The organism is Tahibacter harae (assembly GCF_024437735.1).
GTDB lineage: Bacteria > Pseudomonadota > Gammaproteobacteria > Xanthomonadales > Rhodanobacteraceae > Tahibacter > Tahibacter harae.
The window spans coordinates 16,998-37,395 of record NZ_JANFQO010000034.1; the positions used below are offsets into that span (position 1 = coordinate 16,998).

The window sequence follows — 20,398 nt, forward strand, 5'->3', positions numbered from 1 at the left end:
TGAATTTTCGCCATTGAATTCAATTGGCGGGTTCGCGCCGAAAACCGTCGCTTCGAGGCATTCTGAGGCGCCGCCCCCTCACCCAACCCTCTCCCCCAAGCGCGTGAACGCGCTTGGGGGAGAGGGCCATTTCGGCTTCGTTGAAGCTGCGCGCCGGGCCGCAATCCGCAAGCCCGCAAACTCGCCTCCCTGGATCCGCGGATTGGCAAATCCGCAGCGGCGTCCCGTCATTCCCGCTTGCGCTTCGCCCGCGGATGCGCCGCATCGTAGACCCGCGCCAGGTGCTGGAAATCCAGGTGCGTATAAATCTGCGTGGTGGAAATATCCGCATGTCCCAGCAGTTCCTGCACGGCGCGCAGGTCGCCGGAGGACTCCAGCAGATGGCTGGCGAAGGAATGCCGCAGCAGGTGCGGATAGACGCGCTTCCACACGCCCTGGCTCTTGGCCCAGCCCTTGAGGCGGCGGCGCACGGTGGCGGGTGAGATGGGTTTGCCGGCGCGGCCGGGGAAGACCAGCGCCGCGGGTTCGGGCGCGGCTTGTTCGCGCAGCGCCGCCAGGGCTTCATGGGCCTTGCTGCCCACCGGCACCACGCGCGTCTTGGAGCCCTTGCCGAGCACGCGCACCAGGTCCTGGCCCAGGTCGATATCGTTCCAGGTCAGGCCGATCAGCTCCGCCAGGCGCAGGCCGCTGGAATAGAACAGCTCCAGCATGGCGCGGTCCTGCAGCGACTCGGGCGTGTCGGCGGGGATCTCGACCAGGGTGCTGGCTTCGTCCACATCCAGCACCTGCGGCAATTTGCGCCGCAGCTTGGGCGCACGCACGTCCGCGGCCGGATCCTGGCTGATCAGGCCCTCGCGCAGCAGCCAGCGGAAGAAGCTGCGGCAGGCCGACAGCAGGTGGTGCAGGCTGCCGGGCTCGCGGCCGCGGCGGTGTTCGCGCGCGACCAGGCTGCGCAGCGGCTCGGCGCGCAGTTCGCGCCAGTGGCCCAGTCCCAGCGTTTCCGCATGCGCCTGCAGCGTGGCCAGTTCGCGCGCGTAGTTGGTCAGGGTTCCGGCGGCGTAGCGCTTCTCCACCCGCAGGTGATCGAGAAAGCGCGCCACGTCGCCGGCCAGGGCGCTCATTCGGCGGTTCAGTCCAGCGGGTAGCGCGTGACCGAAGCGGTGATGGCCTCGGCGATGAGCTTGAGGAAGACCGTGCCCATGCCCGGATGGAAGCGGTCCATGTCGCGGCTGCCTATGGCCAGCATGCCCAGGCCGTTGACCGGCATCAGCACGGCCGACAGCACTTCGTCCGCGCGCGCGCCGAACAGTGCCGCCAGCTTGTCCGGCTGCAGGCGGCCGCACAGCGGTTCGTTGCGCTGCAGGAATTCGGCGAAGGCGGGCAGGCCGGCCTTGCCGGCGGGTTCCAGCAGCAGCCATTCGTTGGTCGCGAGGCTCTGGCTGCGGCCGAACAGCACGATACGCACGAGGTCGGTGTGGAAATCCTCGGTCAGCCCGGCGACGACGCGGTTGAGGCTGTCGCCCAGCGACGTCGCACGCATCAGCGAGAGCGTCAGCGTGTGCACGCGGATCATCAGCTGTTCGTTCTCGTGGGCAATCTCGATTAGTTCGCGCAGGCGGCGGTTCAGCTCGCGGTTCTTGTCGCGCAGCACGTCGAGCTGGTAGCTGGCCAGCGAGGCCGCCGCGCCCTGGTCGCGCGGCAGGCGCAGCGCCATGGCCAGGTCGGGAAATTCGTTGAGGAATTCCGGATGGCGGCGCAGATAGCTCGCCACTTCCATCGCGGTCAGTCCGTCCTTCAGGCTCAGGTCGCTCATAGGTGATAGTTCCCATCGAAAACGAAGGCGGCCGGGCCGGTCATCCACACCGGCCGGCCCGGGCCGGCCCAGGAGATTTCCAGCAGGCCGCCGGGCAGATGCACACGGACCTCGCTGCCGCAGCGGCCGCGCTGGTGCAGCACCACGGCCGCGGCGCAGGCGCCGCTGCCGCAGGCCTGGGTCTCGCCCACGCCGCGCTCCCACACGCGCAGGCGGATCTCGTCCGGCGCCAGCACTTCGGCGAAGCCGATGTTGGCGCGGTCGGGGAAATCGGTATGGTTTTCCAGCGCCGGGCCCCACTCTGCCACCGGCGCCCGGCCGGCCGCGGCGACTTCGATCACGGCATGCGGATTGCCCATCGAGACTGCGCCGAATTCGACCCGCGCGCCGCCCAGTTCGCGCGCGTACAGCGGCGCGGCGACGGCTTCGCGCAGCGGGATCGCGGCGGGCGTGAAATCGGGTATACCCATGTCCACGCGCACGCGGCCGTCGGCGAGGATTTCCACCGTGACCGCGCCGGACGGACTCTGCAGCCGGGTCAGGCCCGGACCCAGCGCGCCGTCGCGGCGCAGCCAGGCGGCGACGCAGCGCACGCCGTTGCCGCACTGGCCGGCTTCGCTGCCGTCGCGGTTGTAGATGCCGTAACGGAAGGCGCAGGCCGGGTCGCGGGCGGGTTCGATGGTCAGCAGCTGGTCGAAGCCGACGCCGATGTGGCGGTCGCCCAGGCGCGCGATGGCGGCGGCGTCCAGCGGCAGCGGCTGGCGGCGGCAGTCGATCACGACGAAATCGTTGCCGGCGCCGTGCATTTTGCTAAAAGGCAACAAATCCGGCCGAGGCGCGGCGTTCACTGGGCGGCTTCGCTCTTGGCCGGGGCGGGCGTGGTGCCGGGTTTGACCAGGTCGCCCTTGTTGCCGCAGGCGGCCAGGGTCAGGAGCAGGGTCAGAAGCAGCGCGGCGCGGATAATTCCAGGCATGTCAGAACCTTGGCGTAAAGATGGCGCGGCTGCGGATGCGGCCGTCGCGAGGGATGCAGTATAACGAGGCCCATCCCGGGTACGGCGATCCCCCATGCTGTTTGAGATTCCCGCCCTGCTTCCCGCCGTCGCCGCCGGCCTGTTCGGCCTGGCCGCGCTGGCCCAGGCCTTCGCCGTGCGCCGGCGCTGGCGCCAGCGCCGGCGTCTGTCGGCCTGTCATCGCGGCGCGTGGCTGCTGAGCCTGATCCTGCTCGCGCTGCTGGCCTGCGCCCTGTCGCTGTCGCTGGATGGCTACCAGCGTCTGGTCGCCGAGGAACCCGTTGCCACTGTCGGCGTACTTGCCTTCGGTCCGCAGCAGTGGGCGGTGCGGGTGGATCTCGCCGACGGCAGCCACGAGAGCGTGCAACTGGCCGGCGACGACTGGCAGCTGGATGCGCGCGTGATCAAGTGGACGCCGCGCGCGGTCAGCCTGGGCGCGCAGCCGCTGTACCGGGTCGAGCGTCTCAGCGGCCGCTGGCGCGACACCGCCAAGGCCCAGTCCACTCCGCCCAGCGTCGCCGCGCTCGGCGGCGACGGCGTGCTGGACCTGTGGCAGCTCAAGCGCCAGTACCCGGCCTGGCTGCCCTGGGTCGATGCGGATTTCGGCAGCGCTGCCTATATGCCGCTGATCGACGGCGCGCGCTACCAGGTCACCCTGGCTGCGGCCGGCGGACTGGTGGCGCGGCCGGCGGATGAGCAGACCAGGGCCAAGCTGGAGGCGTCGGGCTGGTAGCCGCCGCAGCGACTTGTGCCGGCGCGGCAAATCCCGGCGTCGGATTCGTCACGCTGCAACGCGCGGCATGGTTTTGCGGGAATACATCGGCGCCGGCGATGTGCTGCACGGCGTCTGCCGCGCAGCGGCCTGCGCTACTTGCGCTTGGAACGCAGCGCTATCCCCGGCGCCGCGCCGGCGTCCAGCGCATGCACATCCTCGCCATGGCAGGACTTCACATCGGTAATTGTGTAGATGGCGGCGGGATCCAGCTCATGCACCAGGCGCAGCAGCTCGGGCATACGGCGGCGCCTGTCGACCACGTAGAGCACTTGCACCGAGGCTGCACCGCGGTGTCTGCCGGCCAGTTCCACCACCGAATAGCCGCGCCTGGTCAGCGCCTCGGCCAAGTTGCAGGAAGCGCAGTAGGAAATGATGCGGGCGAGTTCGCGGCCCACGCCCAGGCGGCGTTCGAGCGTGATGCCGACATAGTTGCCGGTGGCGTAGCCGGCGGCATAGGCGATGACCAGGTACCAGTGATCGACGTGGCCGATCACCTTGCTCGCGGCGATGATCCAGATGGCTGCCTCGCAGAAGCCGATCAGCGCGGCGAGCAGGCGGTAGCCGCGGAAGCCGACCAGGATGCGGATGGTGCCGAAGGTGACGTCGACGATGCGGGCGCAGAAGATCGCCAGCGCAAGCACGGCGGGATAGGTTTCGATCAGGTAGAGCAGGGTCTGCATGGCGGTCAGCGGAGGGTCTGGCGCAGGATCTTCTGGGCGACCGGATCGGCTTCCACCGTGATCCAGACGAAGCGCCGGCCACTGGCCGCGGTCATCAGCTTGTGCAGCTCGCCCAGCGCGGTGCCGCAGGGCAGGCACCATTTGGCCCAGTAGGTCAGCACGACCACGTCGCCGGGCTGCAGCGCCGGTGCGGCCAGCGGCTGGCCGCTGCTGTCGTTGATGCGTTCGAGCAGGTCGGAAAACTTCAGCTTGTCCAGCGGCCGCTCGCGCAGCAGGGCCTTGTCGAAGCGGCCGGGCAGGCGGTTGTCCCAGCCTATGGCGTGCAGCACATGGCCGGTGCCTTCGACGAAGACGGTGATGCGCGGCAGGCGCAGGCCGGCGGATTCCCAGGAATGCAGGGCGCGCTTTTCCATCACCGCTTCGGTCAGCTGCACGTTCGGCGGCATCAGCCCGGCGGCGGCGACGGAGACTTCCTTTTTCGTGTCCGCGTCGCCGCCGCTGGGCGGCTGCGCCGTGTCCTTGGCTTCGGGCGGCGCGGCTGCGCCGGCCAGGTTCAGCAGGGCGAGCAGGGCTAGGGTTTTCATGGCGGCGGGGAGGCGATCAGGGATTTTTCGTAGCGCCAGGCATCGGCGCCGTCGTCGTAATACGCGGCCAGCTCGGCGATGCGGCGGTAGCCGTGTTTCTCGTACAGCTGCACGGCGGCGGCATTGTCGCGGCGCACTTCCAGGCGCAGGCGTGCGGCGCCGCGGCGGCGGGCCTCGGCCTCCGCGGCCTGCAGCAGGGCCTTGCCTATGCCGCGGCCGCGCGCGGCCGCGGCGGTCGCCAGCGAGTACAGCCGTGCCAGCGCCGAACCGCGGCGGAAGAACAGCAGGGCCGAGCCGAGCAGCGCGCCCGCATCCTCCGCCAGCAGCACCGCGGCGCCGGGACTGGCCAGATGGCGGCGGTACTGGCGCGGACTCATGCGGTCGTAGCTGAAGCTGGCCTGTTCCAGCGCGACCAGGGCAGCGAGGTCGGCAGGTCCGGCACGGCGCACGGTGTAGGTAGCGGGAATGGACACGGCGCGCAGCCTAGCAGGGCTGCGCCCGCGCTGCTGCGATTGCAGCAGCGGACCGGCGCGGCGGCGCACCGTTTCAGCGCGCGGCTGAACCGCGGCCGCACGGCGATTGCGCATTCCCGGCCGGGGAACCAATCCGGCGTGCCGTGCTCACAGCCCCTGTGTCAAACTCGCGCCGCTCGCCGCAACCTCATCCGCCCGCTCCCCCTATGCCCGACCCTGCCACGGCGTCCGCGATGCGCGGCGCACTCCGCCTCCGCCGCCCATGAGCCGCCTCGTCATCGTCGTGGAAAAAGCCTCGGACTGGAGTTCCTACCATCCGTCCGAAAACGTCATGGCCGCGAGCGACTACCTGCGCGAGCCGCTGTCCGGCGACGAGGAGCGCACCCAGGTCATCAACCTGTGCCGCAGCTACAAATACCTGGGCACCGGCTATTACGTCTCGCTGCTGGCCGAGGCGCGCGGGCACAAGGTGATTCCGTCGGTGCGCACGATCAACGATCTGCGCCGGCGCTCGCTGTACGGCCTGGATATCGAGGACCTCAACCAGAAACTCAGCCGCTTCCTGCCGGATTCGCGCGACACCACGGATTTCGGCCTGCAGGTGTATTTCGGCGAGACCAGCTACGGCCCGCTGCAGGACCTGGCGCGGCAGGTGTTTGAAACCTTTCCCTGTCCCATCCTGCGCATCGAGTTCGAACGCGAACGCGAATGGCGCATCTCGGCGATCAAGCCCACCGGCCTGCACACGCTGAACGATCCGCAGGAAGATGCCTTCGCCGACGCGCTGGACCGCTTCTCCAAGAAGCTGTGGCGCAAGCCGCGCGCGCGGCGCAAATACCGCTACGACATCGCCATGCTGCACGACCCCGCCGAGGCCATGCCGCCGTCGAACAAGCGTGCGCTGAAATCCTTCATCGAGGCCGGCAAGGGCCTGGGCATCGAAGTCGATCCGATCACACGCAACGACTACAGCCGCCTGGCCGAGTACGACGGCCTGTTCATCCGCGAGACCACGGCGCTGGACAACCACACCTACCGCTTCGCCAACAAGGCGGAGAAGGAAGGCATGGTGGTGATGGACGACCCGACCTCGATCCTGCGCTGCACCAACAAGATCTACCTGCACGACCTGCTGCGCGCACGCAAGCTGCCCACGCCCAAGAGCGAGATCCTGTTCCGCGACGACGCCAAGCGCCTGGCGGAGCTGCCGGCGCTGCTGGGCTTTCCCATCGTGCTGAAGATCCCGGACGGCTCGTTCTCGCGCGGTATCGTCAAGGTGGAAAATGCGGAAGAGTTGAAAAAGGGCGCCGAAGACCTGTTCCAGCACACGGCGCTGGTGATCGCCCAGGAATATCTCTACACCGAGTTCGACTGGCGCATAGGCGTACTGAACAAGGAGCCGCTGTACGCCTGCCAGTATTTCATGTCGCGCGGCCACTGGCAGATCTACAACCACGGCGCGCGCGGCACGGCCAAGTCCGGCGGCTTCAAGACCTTGCCGGTGCGCGAGGCGCCGCCCGAAATCGTGCGCCTGGCGCTCAAGGCCACCGCGCTGATCGGTGATGGCCTTTACGGCGTGGATCTCAAGCAGGCCGGCAGCCGCAACGTGGTGATCGAGGTGAACGACAATCCCTCGATCGACGCGGGCGTGGAGGATGAGTACCTGGGCGAGGACCTCTACCGCCGCATCATGGAGGAATTCCTGCGGCGGCTGGAGCGCAAGCGCCTGGGGATCACGGACTGAGATTGCGCGATCCGGCGATCCCGGATCGGGTCAGCGCCGCAGTTTCCTCGCCTGCGGCCGCATCCTGGCGTGGAGCCATCCCTGGCGCCGGTCGAACGGGCTTCCTGCCCCGGCCACGCCGGAAACACGCGGCGCGAACAGACCGACGAGGATGGCCTGTGCGCGCCGCGCCAACAGCTGGCGACGTTGCATCGCCCACATCAGTACAGGTGCACCCACGAGCCAGTAGGCGAGCCAGCCGAATTCCGGCGAGTGCGCGCGCGCTGCGGGCAGCAGCAGGACGCCGGCGAGGCCGCAGTACAGCCATCCGCCGATGCAGCGGGCGATCAGGGTGGATTCGTGCGCCGCATCGGTGGCATGGGTTGACGGGGACTGGCTCATGGCGTTCTCGGCTCGTGGGTGCCAGGCCAGTTTCGCGCCGGGCGGTCTCAGATCCTGCGAGCCCGCAAAACGCGCATGACATAATCGGGGTCGAACCCGGGAGGCCGCGCGTGGAAAACCATTCCATCCTGCAATACATCGTCGTGCTGCTGGCCGCCGCGGTGATCGCCGTGCCCATCGCCAAGAAGTTCGAGCTGGGCGCGGTGCTGGGCTATCTCATCGCCGGCGCGGTGATAGGGCCGGCGGGCCTGAAGCTGCTGCAGAACCCGGAGCAGATCAGCCATATCTCCGAGCTGGGCGTGGTGCTGCTGCTGTTCGTGATCGGCCTGGAGCTGTCGCCGCAGCGCCTGTGGGTGATGCGCAAGGCGGTGTTCGGCGCCGGCCTGGCGCAGGTGCTGCTGACGGCCGGCATCATTGCCGCCCTGGCGGCCTTCGCATTCGGCATCGCCCCCAAGGCGGGAGTCATCATAGGCCTGGGCCTGGCCCTGTCCTCCACCGCCCTGGGCCTGCAACTGCTGGCCGAACGCAAGGAGCTGACCTCGGCCCACGGCCGCCAGGGTTTCGCCATCCTGCTGTTCCAGGACCTGGCGGCCATTCCCATTCTCGCCGTGGTGCCGGTGCTGGCCATGGGCAAGGGCGTGGCGGTGAATACGGTCGAGGGCGCCAAGGTGGTCGGCACCATCGCCCTGATCGTGCTGGCCGGGCGCTATCTGCTGCGACCGGTGTTCCGCATGGTCGCCGGCACCAATATTCCCGAAGTGTTCACCGCGACCGCGCTGCTGGTCGTCATCGGCACGGCCTGGCTGATGGAGCTGGCCGGCATTTCCATGGCCCTGGGTGCCTTCCTGGCCGGCCTGCTGCTGGCCGATTCGGAATACCGCCACGAGCTGGAATCGCAGATCGAGCCGTTCAAGGGCCTGCTGCTGGGGTTGTTCTTCGTCAGCGTGGGCATGGCCGTGGACCTGGGCCTGCTGCTGCGCGAGCCCTGGCTGGTGCTGGGGCTGACCGCCGGCCTGCTCCTGCTCAAGGGCGGCGTGCTGTTCGCGGTGGGCAGCGTGATCGGCGGGCTGGACCGCTGGCAGTCGCTGTCGCTCGCGGTGGTGCTGGCGGCCGGCGGCGAGTTCGCCTTCGTCGTGTTCCAGCTCGCCGCCGGCAATGCGCTGATCGACCCGCGCGTGCACGGGCTGCTCACGCTGGTGATCTCGCTGTCCATGGCGCTGACGCCGCCGCTGCTGCTGGCGCTGGGCCAGCTGCTCACGTCGCAGACCAAGAAACCCACGCGCGAATTCGACCGCATCGACGGCGATCCGCCGCGCGTCATCATCGCCGGCTTCGGCCGCGTCGGGCAGATCGTCGCGCGCGTGCTGCGTGCGCAGAAGATCCCGTTCACCGCGCTGGAGAATTCGATAGAGCAGGTCGATGCTTCGCGCCGTTTCGGCAGCACCATCTATTTCGGCGATCCCAGCCGGCCCGAAATGCTGCGCGCCGCGCATGCGGACCGGGCCGAGATCTTCGTGCTGGCCACGGACGACCCGGAAGCCAATGTGCGCACGGCGCGCCTGGTCAAGCGCATGTATCCGAATCTCAAGATCTTCGCCCGTGCGCGCAACCGCCAGCATGCGTTCCGGCTGATGGACCTGAATGTCGACGGCGTGGTGCGCGAGACCCTGGACGGCAGCCTGGACCTCACCCGCCAGGTGCTGGAAGCCCTGGGCCAGCCGCCGCGCGTGGCTGCCGACCGCATCGCCCGCTTCCGTGCCCACGACGAGGAACTGCTCAAGGCCCAGCACCTGGTCTATGACGATGACGCGGCGCTGATCCAGAGCGCGCAGGAGGCCCTGACCGAACTGGAGCAGATCTTCGCTGCGGATACGTCGGCACCGGCGAACAAGGAGTGGTCGGGGGCGGCTAATCGCGAGTGGTAAGTAGCGGGGCGCAACAGAGCTTCATCAATCGGGTTGTGCCGCGACGCAGCTGCGCGGCCGCTGGCTGCCATGCCGGATCCGGTTGCGAAAGCCCGCTCCCCCAAGCGCGTTTACGCGCTTGGGGGAGCGGGCTTTCCGCTTTTTCTCGAAGAAATCCGGCAAATTTCACTGGGCAAAAACTTCGGATTCCACCGCTCGCCTGCTGCGAACGCCGGATCCGGATCCCGGCTCAAGCCCCGCCGACCGGCTGGCGCAGCATCTGCGCCAGGCTGGGGATTGCCGCGCTTGCGCCCAGTTCGGCGGCGACGTCGGCGTAGCCCAGCAGTTCGGCCAGCTCGGCCGGTCTGCGCCCGAGGCAGTCGCGGATCTCGCGTTCGGCGCCGCGGGCGAGCAGCTGGCGGGCGCAGCCGAGCAGGCCGTGGATGGCGCAGGCGTGCAGGGCGCTGACGCCGCGGTCGTCCTGGGCGTCCAGATCGGCGGCGAAATCCAGCAGCAGGGCGACGGTATGGGCGATCTGGGCCGGGTCGCAGGACGAGCCCGGATCGGCGCGGCCGCCAACCAGCAGCAGCAGCGGCGTCTGGCCCTTGGCATTGCGCGTGTTCGGTGCCGCGCCCAGGCGCAGCAGGGCTTCCAGCACCGCGTGCGCGCGCCGGCCGGCATGGCCGAAGGCGTAGTGGGCGGCGGCGTGCAGGGCGGTGGAGCCTTTCTCGTCGGCGAGGTTGGGATTGGCGCCGGCGGCGAGCAGTTTTTCGACCAGTTCCGGGAAGCCCAGCGCCGCGGCGATCATCAGCGTGGTGCCGCCGCCGGGCAGGCGCTGGTCCAGCGCCACGCCGTAGCGCAGCAGTTCGTCCACCACGGCTTCGCGCCGCGCACTGACCGCGGCGGACAGGCAGGTCGCGCCGCTGGCCGCGGCATGGCCCAGGTCGGCGCCGCGCGCCAGCAGCAGTTGCACGGTCGGCACATGGCCCTGGCCGCAGGCGCGCAGCAGGGCGCTGGCGCCCTGGCTGTCGCTGCTTTCCAGCGGCAGGCCCAGGTCCAGCAGGCGTTCCACCGCGGCGTTGTCGCCCTGGGCCGCGGCGGCGACCAGGTCGTCCGGACGCAGCCGGCGCCGCGGCAGTTTCCATTTCGGCCAGTGCAGCCAGTGGCGCAGCACGCGGGAACCGCCGCCCAGGGCGCGGCCCAGCGGGGTTTCGCCGTCGTTGGCGGCCAGTTCCGGATCGGCGCCGTGGCGGATCAGGCAGCGCGCCACGCCTTCCTGCTGCGGCGCCGGCAGGGCCAGGGCCGCATGCAGCGGCGTGCGGCCGAGCTGGTCGCGGCCGTTGGGATCGGCGCCGGCTTCGAGCAGGCGCGCCAGCAAGGTATCGGCGCCGAGTGCGGCGGCCAGGTGTACGGCGGTCTCGCCCTGTTCATTCGCAGCGAAGCTGTCGGCGCCGCGCTGGGCCAGGTCCAGCGCCAGGGCGAGCAGCTCTTCGCGCCGCTCGGCGCTGCTGGCGCGGGCCGCTTCCAGTACCCGCCGCAGCACGCCGGCGCCGCCGCTGTTGGCGCCGGCTTCGAGCAGTTCGGCCAGGGCGGTCGCGGTATCGGGCAGGCCTTGCAGCACCGCGTCGAACAGGCTGGCGCGGCCGGTGTAGGCATCGGCGCGCAGGCCGTGGTTGAGCAGCCACTGGCGCGGGCGCGCGTCGCTGTGAGTGGCCAGTTCCAGCCAGATGCCGGCCAGTTCGGTCGGCGGCCACTGGCCCAGGCGCGGGCGCATGCCTTCGGCGATGGTCCAGTGGCCGAAGCGCAGCGCATCCAGCAGATGGGCCGGGGAATCGGCTTCGGTGAGAGTGGCGCCGCCTTCGCTGACCGAGCTGGGCAGCGGATAGTCCGGGTCGATCAGTGCGACCAGATCCCAGCGTCCGCCGGCGATGGCGTGTTCCAGCGCGCGCCGGCCGTCATGGCAGGGGCGCTGGCGGTCTATGCCCAGGGCGAGCAGGGCGCGTACCGCGGCGACCTTGGCCTGGCGCGACTGGCAGGCGATGACCAGGGCGCTGCGGCCCAGGTGGTCGACCTTGTCCGCATCCGGCTTGCGCGCGGCGAGCAGGGCGATGACTTCGGCCGCGCCGGCGCGGGAGGCTTCCATCAGCGCGGTGGTGGCATGGCTGTCAGCCAGGTCCACGCTCGCGCCGGCATCCAACAGGCAGCGCGTGATCGCCGCATGGCCGGCCAGGCTGGCCGCCATCAGCGCGGTGCGGCCCAGCGGGCCCTGCGCATCGACCCGGGCCTTCTGCTTGAGCAGCAGCTTGACCCCGGTGATGTCGTCATCGGCGATGGAGGCTGCGGCGATCAGCGCGGGCTGGGCGTGCTCGACTTCGTTGCGTGCGCCGTGTTCGAGGAAGAAGCGCAGCAGGGTCCAGTTGGCCGCATGCGCCGCCTGGCCGAGCGGCGTCAGGCCTTCGCGGTTGACCGCGCCCAGCGGCGCGCCGGCGTCGATCAGCATGGCGGCGACGATGGGTTCGGCGGCGAGTGCGGCGTAATGCAGCGCGGTATTGCCCTGGGCGTCAGCGGCGGCCGGGTCGGCGCCGTTGGCGAGCAGGGTGAGCACGGCGTCGGGACGGCCCTGGTAGCTGTCGCGCGTGGCCGCCAGCAGCGGGCTGAGGCCGGCGTGGCTGCGGTTCACATCGGCGCGCTTGGCGATCAGCGCGCGCAGCAGGCGCACTTCGGGCAGGGTGGCGGCCAGCATCAGCACGCTGCGCTGGTCGCGTTCGCCGGCCGCCGGCACGGTATCCGGATGGGCGCCGCGCTCCAGCGCGGCCAGGGCCAGTTCGACCTGGCCGCAGCGGGTGGCGTGCAGCAGGGCGGCGTCGAGTTCGGCCTGGTTGAGCCCGCCGGGCAGCTCGCGCGGCAATGCACAATCGGTTTCTGCGGCGGGCGCCGCCGGGGCCGCTTCGTCGGCGCCGCGGCGGGCGCGCCGCGCGGTCAGCAGCGCGCGCAGGCTACGGTTGGCGATCAGCAGCTGGCCCAGCGGCAGGGCGGCGGCGTAGATCAGCAGGCCCAGGGTGCGCACTTCGCTGGGTACGGCCTCGCCCAGGCCGGCGATGGCGACGGCGCCGCAGACCAGCACCAGCTGGGCCATGGCCACGGGCAGGCCGTGGCTGAAGAACAGCTCATGTTCGCCGGTCAGGTGGCGCGCGAACGTGACGCTGCGCGAGACCGCGGTGAGTATCCAGGAGCCCTCTTCCTCGTCCGGGTAGGCATCGTCCCAGACCAGGGCCAGGCCGAAGGCCGGCCATACCCGCCACAGCAGCAGCAGCGCAGCCACCACCGCGGCCGACAGGCACATCGTCGCCGCCAGTGAGCCGCCGTGCAGCAGCCAGCCCAGCGGCCAGCCCAGCAGCAGCATCACTGCGGCGGTATAGCTGGCCAGCATCACCAGGTGGGCGGCGCCACGGCGCAGCACGGTGCGGGCGAAGCTGTCCTCCAGCGCGAAGCCCAGGCCGTGGCAGACCGCGGCCAGGGTCAGCGAATTGGCCGCCAGCAGCAGGAGCAGGGCGGCCGGGTGCGTGAGGAAGGCGGCGGCGAGCAGACACAGCGCCGCCGGCAGGAAAAACGGCAGGCTGGCGGCGAAGGCGGCGAGGCGCGACGGCTTGGCTCGGGGCACGCGGAACTTCCGTACACGAAAATCCGCGCGAGTATATGCAGATACATCGCCGCGCGCGGTAAGTAGGGATTAAGCGCGCGGTTACGACATGTTGCGCCGCATCAGGCGGGTTCAGCCGCCGGGCGTCACGGGCGGCGGCGGCAGCTGCAGGTGGAAGCCCGGGCCGGCCAGGTTGGCCATCACCATATCCACGTCTTCCTGCGCCAGCTTGCGTTCGGACGCCAGCGCCAGCTCGATCACGAAACGCAGCGGGCCCAGGCTTGCCGCCAGCGTCGGCGGCAGCAGGTCGAAGGCGTCGCGTTCGCGCAGGAAGACGAAGGTGTCAGCGCGTTTCAAGCTTTTGTAGACGAAGCACTGCATCGGCGGCATCCGGCTGGGGGAAGGCAATGGTAGCTCGCCCCGGCGTGGCGGCCGCAAGCGGTGCGGCAGGCGACGCGGGTATCGCCCGGTTCGCGTGCGGCGGAACGATGGCGCGGAAGGCGGTACGGTGCCGGCGTGCGGTCTGGCGCCGCAGACGACGCGGAGCGGATGCGCGCCGCCGGAAACGAAAACGGCGCTGCCGGGGCTGGCAGCGCCGCCTCATTCCGCGCCGACGGCGCCGCCGCAGCGGATCAGCCGCCGAAGTGGCTCGGCGCCGGCGGCGCCTGCAGCCGCGGCTTCGGCGCGGCCGGCAGCTGGCCCAGCAGCACCTCGACGGCCTTTTCTATGCTCGGATCCTTGCCCGCGGCGATCAGCTCGGGCCGGTCGATGACCTCGATATCCGGCGCCACGCCTTCGTTCTCCACCTTCCACTCGCCTTCCGTGCTCATGAAGCGGAAGGTCGCGGCAAGCAGGCTGCCGCCGTCGGCCAGGCCCGGATTGCCGGAGATGCCGATCAGCCCGCCCCAGGTGCGCGTGCCGATCAAGGTACCCAATTTCAATTTGCGGAAATAGTACGGGAAGGCGTCGCCGCCGGAGCTGGACAGGCCGTTGATCAGCATGGCCTTGGGGCCGTCGTGGGAAACCAGCGGCGTCGGCGCCGGATCCACGCCGCGGCGCTTCCAGTAGTTCAGCGGCGTGCGTGCCAGCAGCTCGATCATGCGGTCGGGAATGAAGCCGCCGCCGTTGTAGCGGTCGTCGATGATCAGCGCTTCCTTGTCGTGGTAGGCGAGCAGGCCCTTGTTGAGTTCGCGGTTGCCTTCGATCGCCGTGTTGGGCACGTGGATGTAGCCGATGCGGCCGTTGGACAGCTTATCCACCAGGGCGCGGCGCGAGGCGACCCAGTCGGCATAGCGCAGGTTCTGCTCCGAGGTCAGCGTGCGCACGCGCACTTCGCGCGCGCCGGCCGCGCTGGGCCTGGAATTGAGGCGCAGGCTGACGACCTGGTCGCCGCGGCCCTGCAGCAGCTGGTACGGGTTCTTCACGCTGCGCGCGTCCACGCCATCGACGGCGATGAGGAAATCGCCGGCCTTGGCGCCGACGCCGGCCTCGGTCAGCGGCGAGCGCTGGTCGCGGTTCCAGTTCTCGCCGCCGAAGATGCGCGCGATGCGGAAATAGCCCGAGGCGTCAGCGGCGAAATCGGCGCCGAGCAGGCCGCCGGGGCGGCGTTCGGTCTTGGGCATGTCCGGCGAGGATTGCACGTAGACGTGGCCGGCATTGGCCTCGCCGGCGACTTCCTGCAGCAGGTAATCCAGGTCGGCGCGGCTGCCCAGGTGCGGCACCCAGGCGGCATAGCGGTCGCGGATGCCGTTCCAGCGTTCGATGCCGCCGTGCACCCCCGGGTCGTAGAACCAGTCGCGCAGGATGCGCCAGGCGTCGGTGAATTCCTGCTTCCATTCCACGCGCGGATCGACGTACAGCTCCATGCGGTCCAGGTTCAGCGCGCCGGCGTTGAAGTCCTGCGCGGCCTCGGCCTTGACGATGGCGTAGCGCTCGCCCTGCTTCAGCAACAGGGTGTCGCCGGCGGCGGAGACGCGGTAGTCGGCGATGTTGGCCGCCACGCTCTTGTCGGCGTCGGCATCCAGCGTGGTGCGGCGCAGTTCCAGCGGCTGCTGCTGGCGCGGCACGCCGGAGAGGAAATAGATCGCATCGCCGCCGGCGCGCAGGCTCTGGTAGTTGCCGGCGGCGACCTTGAACGCGGTCACGCGCTGGGTGATGCCGTCGCGGTCCACGCGCACGCGCACCGGCGCGGGCTTTTCTTCCTTGGCCGGCTTCTCCGCCTCGGCCGCGGCGGGCTTCACTTCGTCGCTCTTGAGCGGGTACAGCGCCGGGGCGTCGGCGGCCAGCGCCACGGCGTAGGGGCGCGTTGCATTCGTATACAGGTAGTTTTGTTCAAACGCACTGAAGGTGAGGTTGTAGTCGCGCGTGGAGAGGAAATACAGCCAGCGGCCCTTGGGGTCGAAGGCCGGGTTGAAGGCATTGCTGGTGGATTCGGTCACCGCGCCGGTCTTGCCGTCGGCGAGCGAGTACAGCCAGATTTCCGACAGCCCGGCGCCGTTGGCGCGGGCGTAGGCCAGCCAGCTGGAATCCGGCGCCCAGGCGTAGTCGGTGATGTCGTCGAACTGGCCGCGGTCGACCTCGCGCTGGCTGCCGCTGTCCACGTCGACGATGCGCAGGCGCTGCTGCTTGTCGGCGTAGGCGAGCTTCTTCGAATCCGGCGACCAGGCCGGCGCGAAGCGCCAGATGCCGCCGTCGCGGGTCAGCCGGCGCGGCTCGCCGCTGCCGTCCTGGTCGCGCACGTAGACCTCGTACTCGCCGCTTTCGTCGGAGAGATAGGCGATGCGGCGGCCGTCCGGCGACCAGCTCGCGCTGATCTCGCGCGCCTGCGGCGTGCGGCTGAGGTTGCGCACTTCGCCGTTTTTGGCCGGCACGGTGAACAGTTCGCCGCGGGCGCCGAACACGGCGCGCTCGCCGTGCGGCGAAAGATCGAAGGACTCCACCTGGCCGGCGACCTTCTTCCATGCCGGCAGCGCCTGCGGCTGGTCGCCGCTGACGCGGATATCGAGCTTCACCGCCTGGCCGTCGGCCGGATTGAAGCGCCAGATCCAGCCGCCCTGCTCGAACACGATGGCATCCTTGCCGGCGCTGGGCCAGAGGATGTCGAAGTCGGTATAGCGCGTGAGCTGGCGCGCCTCGCCGCCCTGGGCCGGCATGGCCCACAGGTTCAGCGTCTGGCCGTCGCGGTCGGAGACGAAATACACCGTGTCGCCCAGCCACAGGGGCTGGTGGTCGGTGGCCGGGGACTCGGTCAGGCGGCGCGAGCTGTTGTTGACCAGGTCGTAGGTCCACACATCCTGGGCGCGGCCGCCGCGGTAGCGCTTCCAGCTGCGGAATTCGCGGTCTATCGGCGTATAGACCACGGATCTGCCGTCGGGCGAGAACATGCCGCCGCCGCTTTCGGGCATGGCCAGCGGCGTTTCCAGGCCGCCGTCGGCGGGCACCTGGTACAGCCGGCCGCTGCGTTCGTCGTAGGGCACGCGGTTGGCGCGCACCAGCACGTTCTTGCCGTCGGGGCTCCAGTCCAGCACGCGGTAGTCGGTGCCGCCGCGCGGCGGCATCGGGCCGACATCGTTGTACCAGGTGAGCTGGCGCGGCACGCCGCCTTCGGCCGGGATCACATACACCTGGCGGGTGCCGTCGTATTCGGCCGAGAACGCGATGAAGCGGCAGTCCGGCGAGAATTTCGGATACAGCTCGTTGCCCAGGTGCGAGGTCAGCCGCTGTGCCACGCCGCCGGCGGCGGCGACGCGGTAGATGTCGCCGGCCTGGACGAAAGTCACCGCGTCGCCGCAGATGTCGGGAAAGCGCAGTACACGGCTGGAGCCCGCTTCCGGCGCCGATACGGCGGCGGCGGCGAGCAGGGCGGCGGAGACGGACGGCAGGGGCATGAACGGGTTCCTCGCAGCGGGTAACCCGTCGGATTGTAGAAAACGCAGCAGCGCCCGCCGTGGGCCAAAAGGGCTAGCCCGCTGGTGCCGAGGCGCGCGGGAGGGCAGCGCCGGGCCAGCCTCCGCGCGAACTCAGGCGCGTTCCAGCGTTTCCAGCTGCTTCTGCGCCGCGCTGAGGAATTCCTGTTCCTTGCGCCGGTAGTACTTGGGCGCCAGGCGGGCGCGCTTGAGCATGTCCTCGAACACCTTGCGCGCTTCCGCCGGGCGTCCCAGCTGCTGCAGCAGCTGACCGTAGCGCAGGCGCGCCTCCTCGCCGGGATAGCTGGTGGCCAGGGCGGCGTATTCCTCCAGCGCGCGGGCATGTTCGCCCAGTTCCTCCAGGCAGCGCGCGTAAAGGAAATGGCCTTCGTCGGAGCGGAAATCCGGATTGGCCTGGATCAGCGCATCCAGCGTGTCGCGCGCGGCGGCGTACTGCTGATTGCCGGCCTGGGCCTGGGCCAGGCCGAGCATGAAGCCGGCGTCGGTGGCGTAGATGCCCTTGAGTATGGACTGGTACAGCTCCGCCGCATTGGCGTAATCGCCCAGGCGCAGGCTTTCCTCGGCCAGTCGGCGGCGGTTGTCCACGGTGTCGGCGATTTCCAGCTCCTGCGCGATACGCCGGCGCTGGCGTTCCGGATCGATCTTGTCCTGCACGCTGCGCACCAGCTTGCGGCTGGCGGGATCGTGGCGCAGGTCGGGCAGGATCTGGGTGAAGAAATACACCGCGATGCCCAGATACGAGCCGATCATGATGACCCATATCCACCAGTACGGCCGGCCGGAGCGGACCATGTGCACCAGGCAGAGGAACTGCAGCAGGACGGAGACGACGAGAAGGACGGGCATGAGGACGGCGCGCGTGTCGGCAGGGCAGTTATCTTGTCGGCGCGCTCCGCCTGCCGCAAGGCTGGCCGGTGCGCGCGGCGGCCGCGCACACCGGCGCGACGCTCATTGCGGCGGCGCGGCGTAGGCGTCCGAGCGCAGCGGCGGCTGCGTTCCATCCAGCAGCAGCACGCGCTGCGCCGCATCCACGGCGAGGCTGCCGATGGCCGCGCGGCCGTCCGCCGCCGCGCGCGACCAGGGCGATACCTGCGCCCCCTGCAGCGGCGTGCGCCAATGCAGGCGCAGGTAGGGCAGGCCGTCCAGCCAGCGCTGCTGCACGCGCGCGACCATGGCGGCGCGCAGCGTGACGAGATCGACGATGGCCGCATCCGGCCCCGGCGACGGCAGCAGCGCCAGCGTGGCGCCGGCCTGGAGAACGGCGCCGGCGGCGGCGCCGTCGAGCTGCTGCACCGGCGCTGTGTCGAATCCGTCGCGGAACAGCACGCGCACGGCCTGTCCCTGGGCGCTGTGGCCGCCCGGCGCCGTCGTGACGCCGAAGGTGCCGCCGCTTTCCGGCGCGCCGGGCAGCAGCGCGACATTGACCGCCCAGGTCAGATGGCGTCCGCCGGGCAGGTTCGCGGTATCGGCGAAACTGCCGCTGCCGGACGCGGCGCAGGTTGCGCTGGCATCGCCGTCCAGGCATTGCCATTGCAGCGTCGCCGTATCGAACGCGGCCGAAAGCACCCCAGTCAGCGCGATGTTGTTGGCGCGCGCCGCGCCGGTGTTGTCGAGCCGGACCAGGAAATCGGCGCTGTCGCCGGCGCCGAGGTAGACAAGGGCCGGCGTCACGCTGAGCGCCAGCGTGGTGCACTCGACCGCGACATTGCCGACGCTGCCTGTGCCGATCACGCCGCTGGCCTGGCGCAGCGTGCACAGCTGCGGCGCGGTCTGGCTGACGACGGCGACGCTATAGCTCGCGCCGCTGTCCAGCGCCTGGGAGAAGGTGAACGGACCGTTGCTGTTGAGCGTCAGCGGCGTGCCGTTGAGGCTCACGGTCACGCTGGATGCGGCCGCAAGGCCGCTGACCGTGCCGCCGACGCTGGCCCGGATGGTGCTGGAGAAGGTGCGCGCGCCGGGGCAGGTATTCGCGTCCCTGGCCACGATCTGGAAGGTGTAGGCGCCCGTTGTCGTCGGTGTTCCGCTGACGGCGCCGCTGCTGCTCAAGGTCAGTCCCGGCGGCAGGTTGTTCGGCGTGCCCAGGCTGTAGCTGAGCGCACCGGTGCCGCCGCTGGCAGCCACGCTCTGGCTGTAGGGCTGTCCGGCGATGCCGTCGGGCAGGCTGGCGGTGCTGATGGCGACGGCGGTGGGTTGGCTCAGCACCGCCGCGGTGGCCGTGACGCGCCCGCGATTGTCGGTAACCTGGACCGAATAAGTACCGGCGGCAAGGGCGCTGGCCGTGGCGCCGGTGCCGCCGGTGGGCGACCAGCTGTAGACGTAGGGCGGCGTTCCGCCCGACGCGGTGACCGTGAGCAAGCCGTTGCTGCCGCCGTTGCAGGATGGTGCGGTATTGGTCGTGATGTTGGCGGCGAGGGCCGCGACGAACGTCGCCGTCACGCTGCAGTTCGCGGTGACGGCCGCGGTGGTGAACGGCCCCGGGCCGGTCGTCGTGTTGAGGCCGCAGCCGCTGATGCTGTCGAACACGAAGCCGCTGTTCGGCGTCGCCGTGCAGCTGGCCGTCGAGCCGGAATTGACCGGGTTGGGCGTGCAGGAGAGCGTGCCTGCGCCGCCGGGGCTGACGCTGGTCGTGATGGCATACGTGGCGGCCGAGCGGGTCCAGCTCAGCGCGTCGAGTGCAACATAGACAAACTGGCCGCCAGTGGCGACGGCCAGTTCGTCGATGAGCTTGGCGGCGTTGTTGCCGCCGCCGAAAACGGTCAGGTCGATCAGCGAGAATCCGTTGCTCGGCGTCATGGTCGTGGCGAAGCCTGAGCTTCCCGTCGCAGTGAAGACGGTCGCGCCGGCGAGTTTCCCGGTCACGGTCACGCTGCCGGAGACATTGACATTGGCGCTCTGATTGGCCAGGTACAGCCACAGGCGTTCGACGCTGAAGCGCGAGCCGTCGCGCGTCCTGAGGCTGAAATCGACGTTCTGGCCGGCGGCGGCCGAGCCGCTGTTGTCGATGTAGCGGTTGTCGTTCGCGCTGCCGTTCCAGCCGGTGCCCGGAAACTGGGCCTGGATGTCGAAGGTGCCGCCGGAGCGCGAGACGATGTCGAATGTCACCCCGCCGGAGACGAACGACGCCGCGTTGGGGGTCTGTGTTTCGAAGGTTTCGAGCGTGGTCTGCGCGTGCGCGCTGGCGCAGGCAAGCAGGTACAGCAGCGCCGCAACGCCGGCGAAAAGTCGCTTCATGGTTCCCCCCGGGTGCGTGCCGATGGGCACGCTGGCGAGCCTACTCGCACGGGAGGCAATTGCAACGGCCGCCCGCCGTCCGGGGCCGCGCCGGGCGCCGTATCGCCGGCGCAAAAAAAAGGTTCTTCACCCATTACCGGGGAAGGCGGCGCGGATTTTAAGGAAGAAGTAAGCATCGTCCCGGAAGCCGTAGGCGATGCGCTTGATGACCTTGATGCGGTTGTTGATGCCTTCG

17 protein-coding genes are annotated in these 20,398 nt (G+C 69.9%); 3 read left to right on the forward strand and 14 right to left on the reverse strand.

Annotation, left to right across the window (positions count from 1 at the left end; translation table 11 throughout):
• Positions 1-227 precede the first annotated feature (227 nt).
• The 4 genes from xerC to lptM are packed head-to-tail and all read right to left on the reverse strand — an operon-like array spanning position 228 to position 2,786.
• Positions 228-1,121 (reverse strand): tyrosine recombinase XerC, encoded by an 894-nt coding sequence (gene xerC, locus NM961_RS22800; RefSeq protein ID WP_255916739.1) that lies wholly within the window; start codon positions 1,119-1,121, stop codon positions 228-230.
• 8 nt (positions 1,122-1,129) lie between these two features.
• Positions 1,130-1,813, reverse strand: a complete 684-nt coding sequence (locus NM961_RS22805) for a DUF484 family protein (protein WP_255916740.1) — start codon at positions 1,811-1,813, stop codon at positions 1,130-1,132.
• A complete protein-coding gene (gene dapF / locus NM961_RS22810; RefSeq protein ID WP_343231937.1) occupies positions 1,810-2,634 on the reverse strand; it encodes a diaminopimelate epimerase in 825 nt (274 codons plus the stop codon). The genes NM961_RS22805 and dapF overlap by 4 nt, the downstream gene beginning before the upstream one ends.
• 23 nt (positions 2,635-2,657) lie before the next feature.
• On the reverse strand, positions 2,658-2,786 hold the full coding sequence (lptM, locus tag NM961_RS22815) for an LPS translocon maturation chaperone LptM (RefSeq protein WP_255916741.1): 129 nt from the start codon (positions 2,784-2,786) through the stop codon (positions 2,658-2,660).
• 94 nt (positions 2,787-2,880) lie between these two features.
• On the opposite strand from lptM, the gene NM961_RS22820 reads away from it, so the two are divergent.
• The gene (locus tag NM961_RS22820) at positions 2,881-3,558 is read left to right on the forward strand and encodes a hypothetical protein (protein WP_255916742.1); all 678 of its coding nucleotides are present in this window, start codon (positions 2,881-2,883) and stop codon (positions 3,556-3,558) included.
• Between the two features lie 134 nt (positions 3,559-3,692).
• Here NM961_RS22820 and NM961_RS22825 read toward each other — a convergent pair whose 3' ends face one another.
• Genes NM961_RS22825 through NM961_RS22835 form a run of 3 tightly spaced genes read right to left on the reverse strand, consistent with a single transcriptional unit; the run spans position 3,693 to position 5,331 of the window.
• Complete coding sequence (locus NM961_RS22825) at positions 3,693-4,280, reverse strand: DUF2179 domain-containing protein (RefSeq protein WP_255916743.1); 588 nt, start codon at positions 4,278-4,280, stop codon at positions 3,693-3,695.
• 5 nt (positions 4,281-4,285) lie between these two features.
• Positions 4,286-4,864: a TlpA family protein disulfide reductase gene (locus tag NM961_RS22830; protein ID WP_255916744.1), complete on the reverse strand. Its 579-nt coding sequence runs from the start codon at positions 4,862-4,864 to the stop codon at positions 4,286-4,288.
• Positions 4,861-5,331, reverse strand: coding sequence for a GNAT family N-acetyltransferase (locus NM961_RS22835; protein ID WP_255916755.1), 471 nt, complete (start codon positions 5,329-5,331; stop codon positions 4,861-4,863). Before NM961_RS22835 ends, NM961_RS22830 begins: the two co-directional genes overlap by 4 nt.
• Before the next feature lie 268 nt (positions 5,332-5,599).
• On the opposite strand from NM961_RS22835, the gene NM961_RS22840 reads away from it, so the two are divergent.
• The gene (locus NM961_RS22840; protein ID WP_255916745.1) at positions 5,600-7,081 is read left to right on the forward strand and encodes a RimK family ATP-grasp domain-containing protein; all 1,482 of its coding nucleotides are present in this window, start codon (positions 5,600-5,602) and stop codon (positions 7,079-7,081) included.
• Between the two features lie 30 nt (positions 7,082-7,111).
• On the opposite strand, the gene NM961_RS22845 is transcribed toward NM961_RS22840, so the two are convergent.
• The gene (locus NM961_RS22845) at positions 7,112-7,462 is read right to left on the reverse strand and encodes a hypothetical protein (RefSeq protein WP_255916746.1); all 351 of its coding nucleotides are present in this window, start codon (positions 7,460-7,462) and stop codon (positions 7,112-7,114) included.
• Positions 7,463-7,572: 110 nt separating this feature from the next.
• On the opposite strand from NM961_RS22845, the gene NM961_RS22850 reads away from it, so the two are divergent.
• A complete protein-coding gene (locus NM961_RS22850) occupies positions 7,573-9,387 on the forward strand; it encodes a monovalent cation:proton antiporter-2 (CPA2) family protein (RefSeq protein WP_255916747.1) in 1,815 nt (604 codons plus the stop codon).
• A gap of 229 nt (positions 9,388-9,616) precedes the next feature.
• On the opposite strand, the gene NM961_RS22855 is transcribed toward NM961_RS22850, so the two are convergent.
• From NM961_RS22855 to NM961_RS22880, 6 genes are all read right to left on the reverse strand, one after another.
• Positions 9,617-13,027, reverse strand: coding sequence for an ankyrin repeat domain-containing protein (locus tag NM961_RS22855; RefSeq protein WP_255916748.1), 3,411 nt, complete (start codon positions 13,025-13,027; stop codon positions 9,617-9,619).
• A gap of 111 nt (positions 13,028-13,138) precedes the next feature.
• Entirely contained in the window at positions 13,139-13,396 is a 258-nt protein-coding gene (locus NM961_RS22860; protein WP_439334243.1) for a YcgL domain-containing protein, read from the reverse strand.
• A gap of 242 nt (positions 13,397-13,638) precedes the next feature.
• A complete protein-coding gene (locus NM961_RS22865; protein ID WP_255916750.1) occupies positions 13,639-16,893 on the reverse strand; it encodes a S41 family peptidase in 3,255 nt (1,084 codons plus the stop codon).
• 132 nt (positions 16,894-17,025) lie between these two features.
• Positions 17,026-17,778, reverse strand: coding sequence for a tetratricopeptide repeat protein (locus NM961_RS22870; protein ID WP_255916751.1), 753 nt, complete (start codon positions 17,776-17,778; stop codon positions 17,026-17,028).
• A 102-nt stretch (positions 17,779-17,880) separates the two neighbouring features.
• Entirely contained in the window at positions 17,881-20,163 is a 2,283-nt protein-coding gene (locus NM961_RS22875) for a putative Ig domain-containing protein (RefSeq protein WP_255916752.1), read from the reverse strand.
• 126 nt (positions 20,164-20,289) lie between these two features.
• Positions 20,290-20,398: transposase (locus tag NM961_RS22880; RefSeq protein ID WP_255916493.1), on the reverse strand; the 109-nt coding region annotated here is incomplete at its 5' end.

Bases quoted from the DNA above. Each gene is read 5' to 3' on its own strand.
- xerC (WP_255916739.1), bottom strand. From the start codon at position 1,121: ATGAGCGCCCTGGCCGGCGACGTGGCGCGCTTTCTCGATCACCTGCGG.
- NM961_RS22805 (WP_255916740.1), bottom strand. From the start codon at position 1,813: ATGAGCGACCTGAGCCTGAAGGACGGACTGACCGCGATGGAAGTGGCG.
- lptM (WP_255916741.1), bottom strand. From the start codon at position 2,786: ATGCCTGGAATTATCCGCGCCGCGCTGCTTCTGACCCTGCTCCTGACC.
- NM961_RS22820 (WP_255916742.1), top strand. From the start codon at position 2,881: ATGCTGTTTGAGATTCCCGCCCTGCTTCCCGCCGTCGCCGCCGGCCTG.
- NM961_RS22825 (WP_255916743.1), bottom strand. From the start codon at position 4,280: ATGCAGACCCTGCTCTACCTGATCGAAACCTATCCCGCCGTGCTTGCG.
- NM961_RS22830 (WP_255916744.1), bottom strand. From the start codon at position 4,864: ATGAAAACCCTAGCCCTGCTCGCCCTGCTGAACCTGGCCGGCGCAGCC.
- NM961_RS22840 (WP_255916745.1), top strand. From the start codon at position 5,600: ATGAGCCGCCTCGTCATCGTCGTGGAAAAAGCCTCGGACTGGAGTTCC.
- NM961_RS22845 (WP_255916746.1), bottom strand. From the start codon at position 7,462: ATGAGCCAGTCCCCGTCAACCCATGCCACCGATGCGGCGCACGAATCC.
- NM961_RS22860 (WP_439334243.1), bottom strand. From the start codon at position 13,396: ATGCCGCCGATGCAGTGCTTCGTCTACAAAAGCTTGAAACGCGCTGAC.
- NM961_RS22865 (WP_255916750.1), bottom strand. From the start codon at position 16,893: ATGCCCCTGCCGTCCGTCTCCGCCGCCCTGCTCGCCGCCGCCGCCGTA.
- NM961_RS22870 (WP_255916751.1), bottom strand. From the start codon at position 17,778: ATGCCCGTCCTTCTCGTCGTCTCCGTCCTGCTGCAGTTCCTCTGCCTG.
- NM961_RS22875 (WP_255916752.1), bottom strand. From the start codon at position 20,163: ATGAAGCGACTTTTCGCCGGCGTTGCGGCGCTGCTGTACCTGCTTGCC.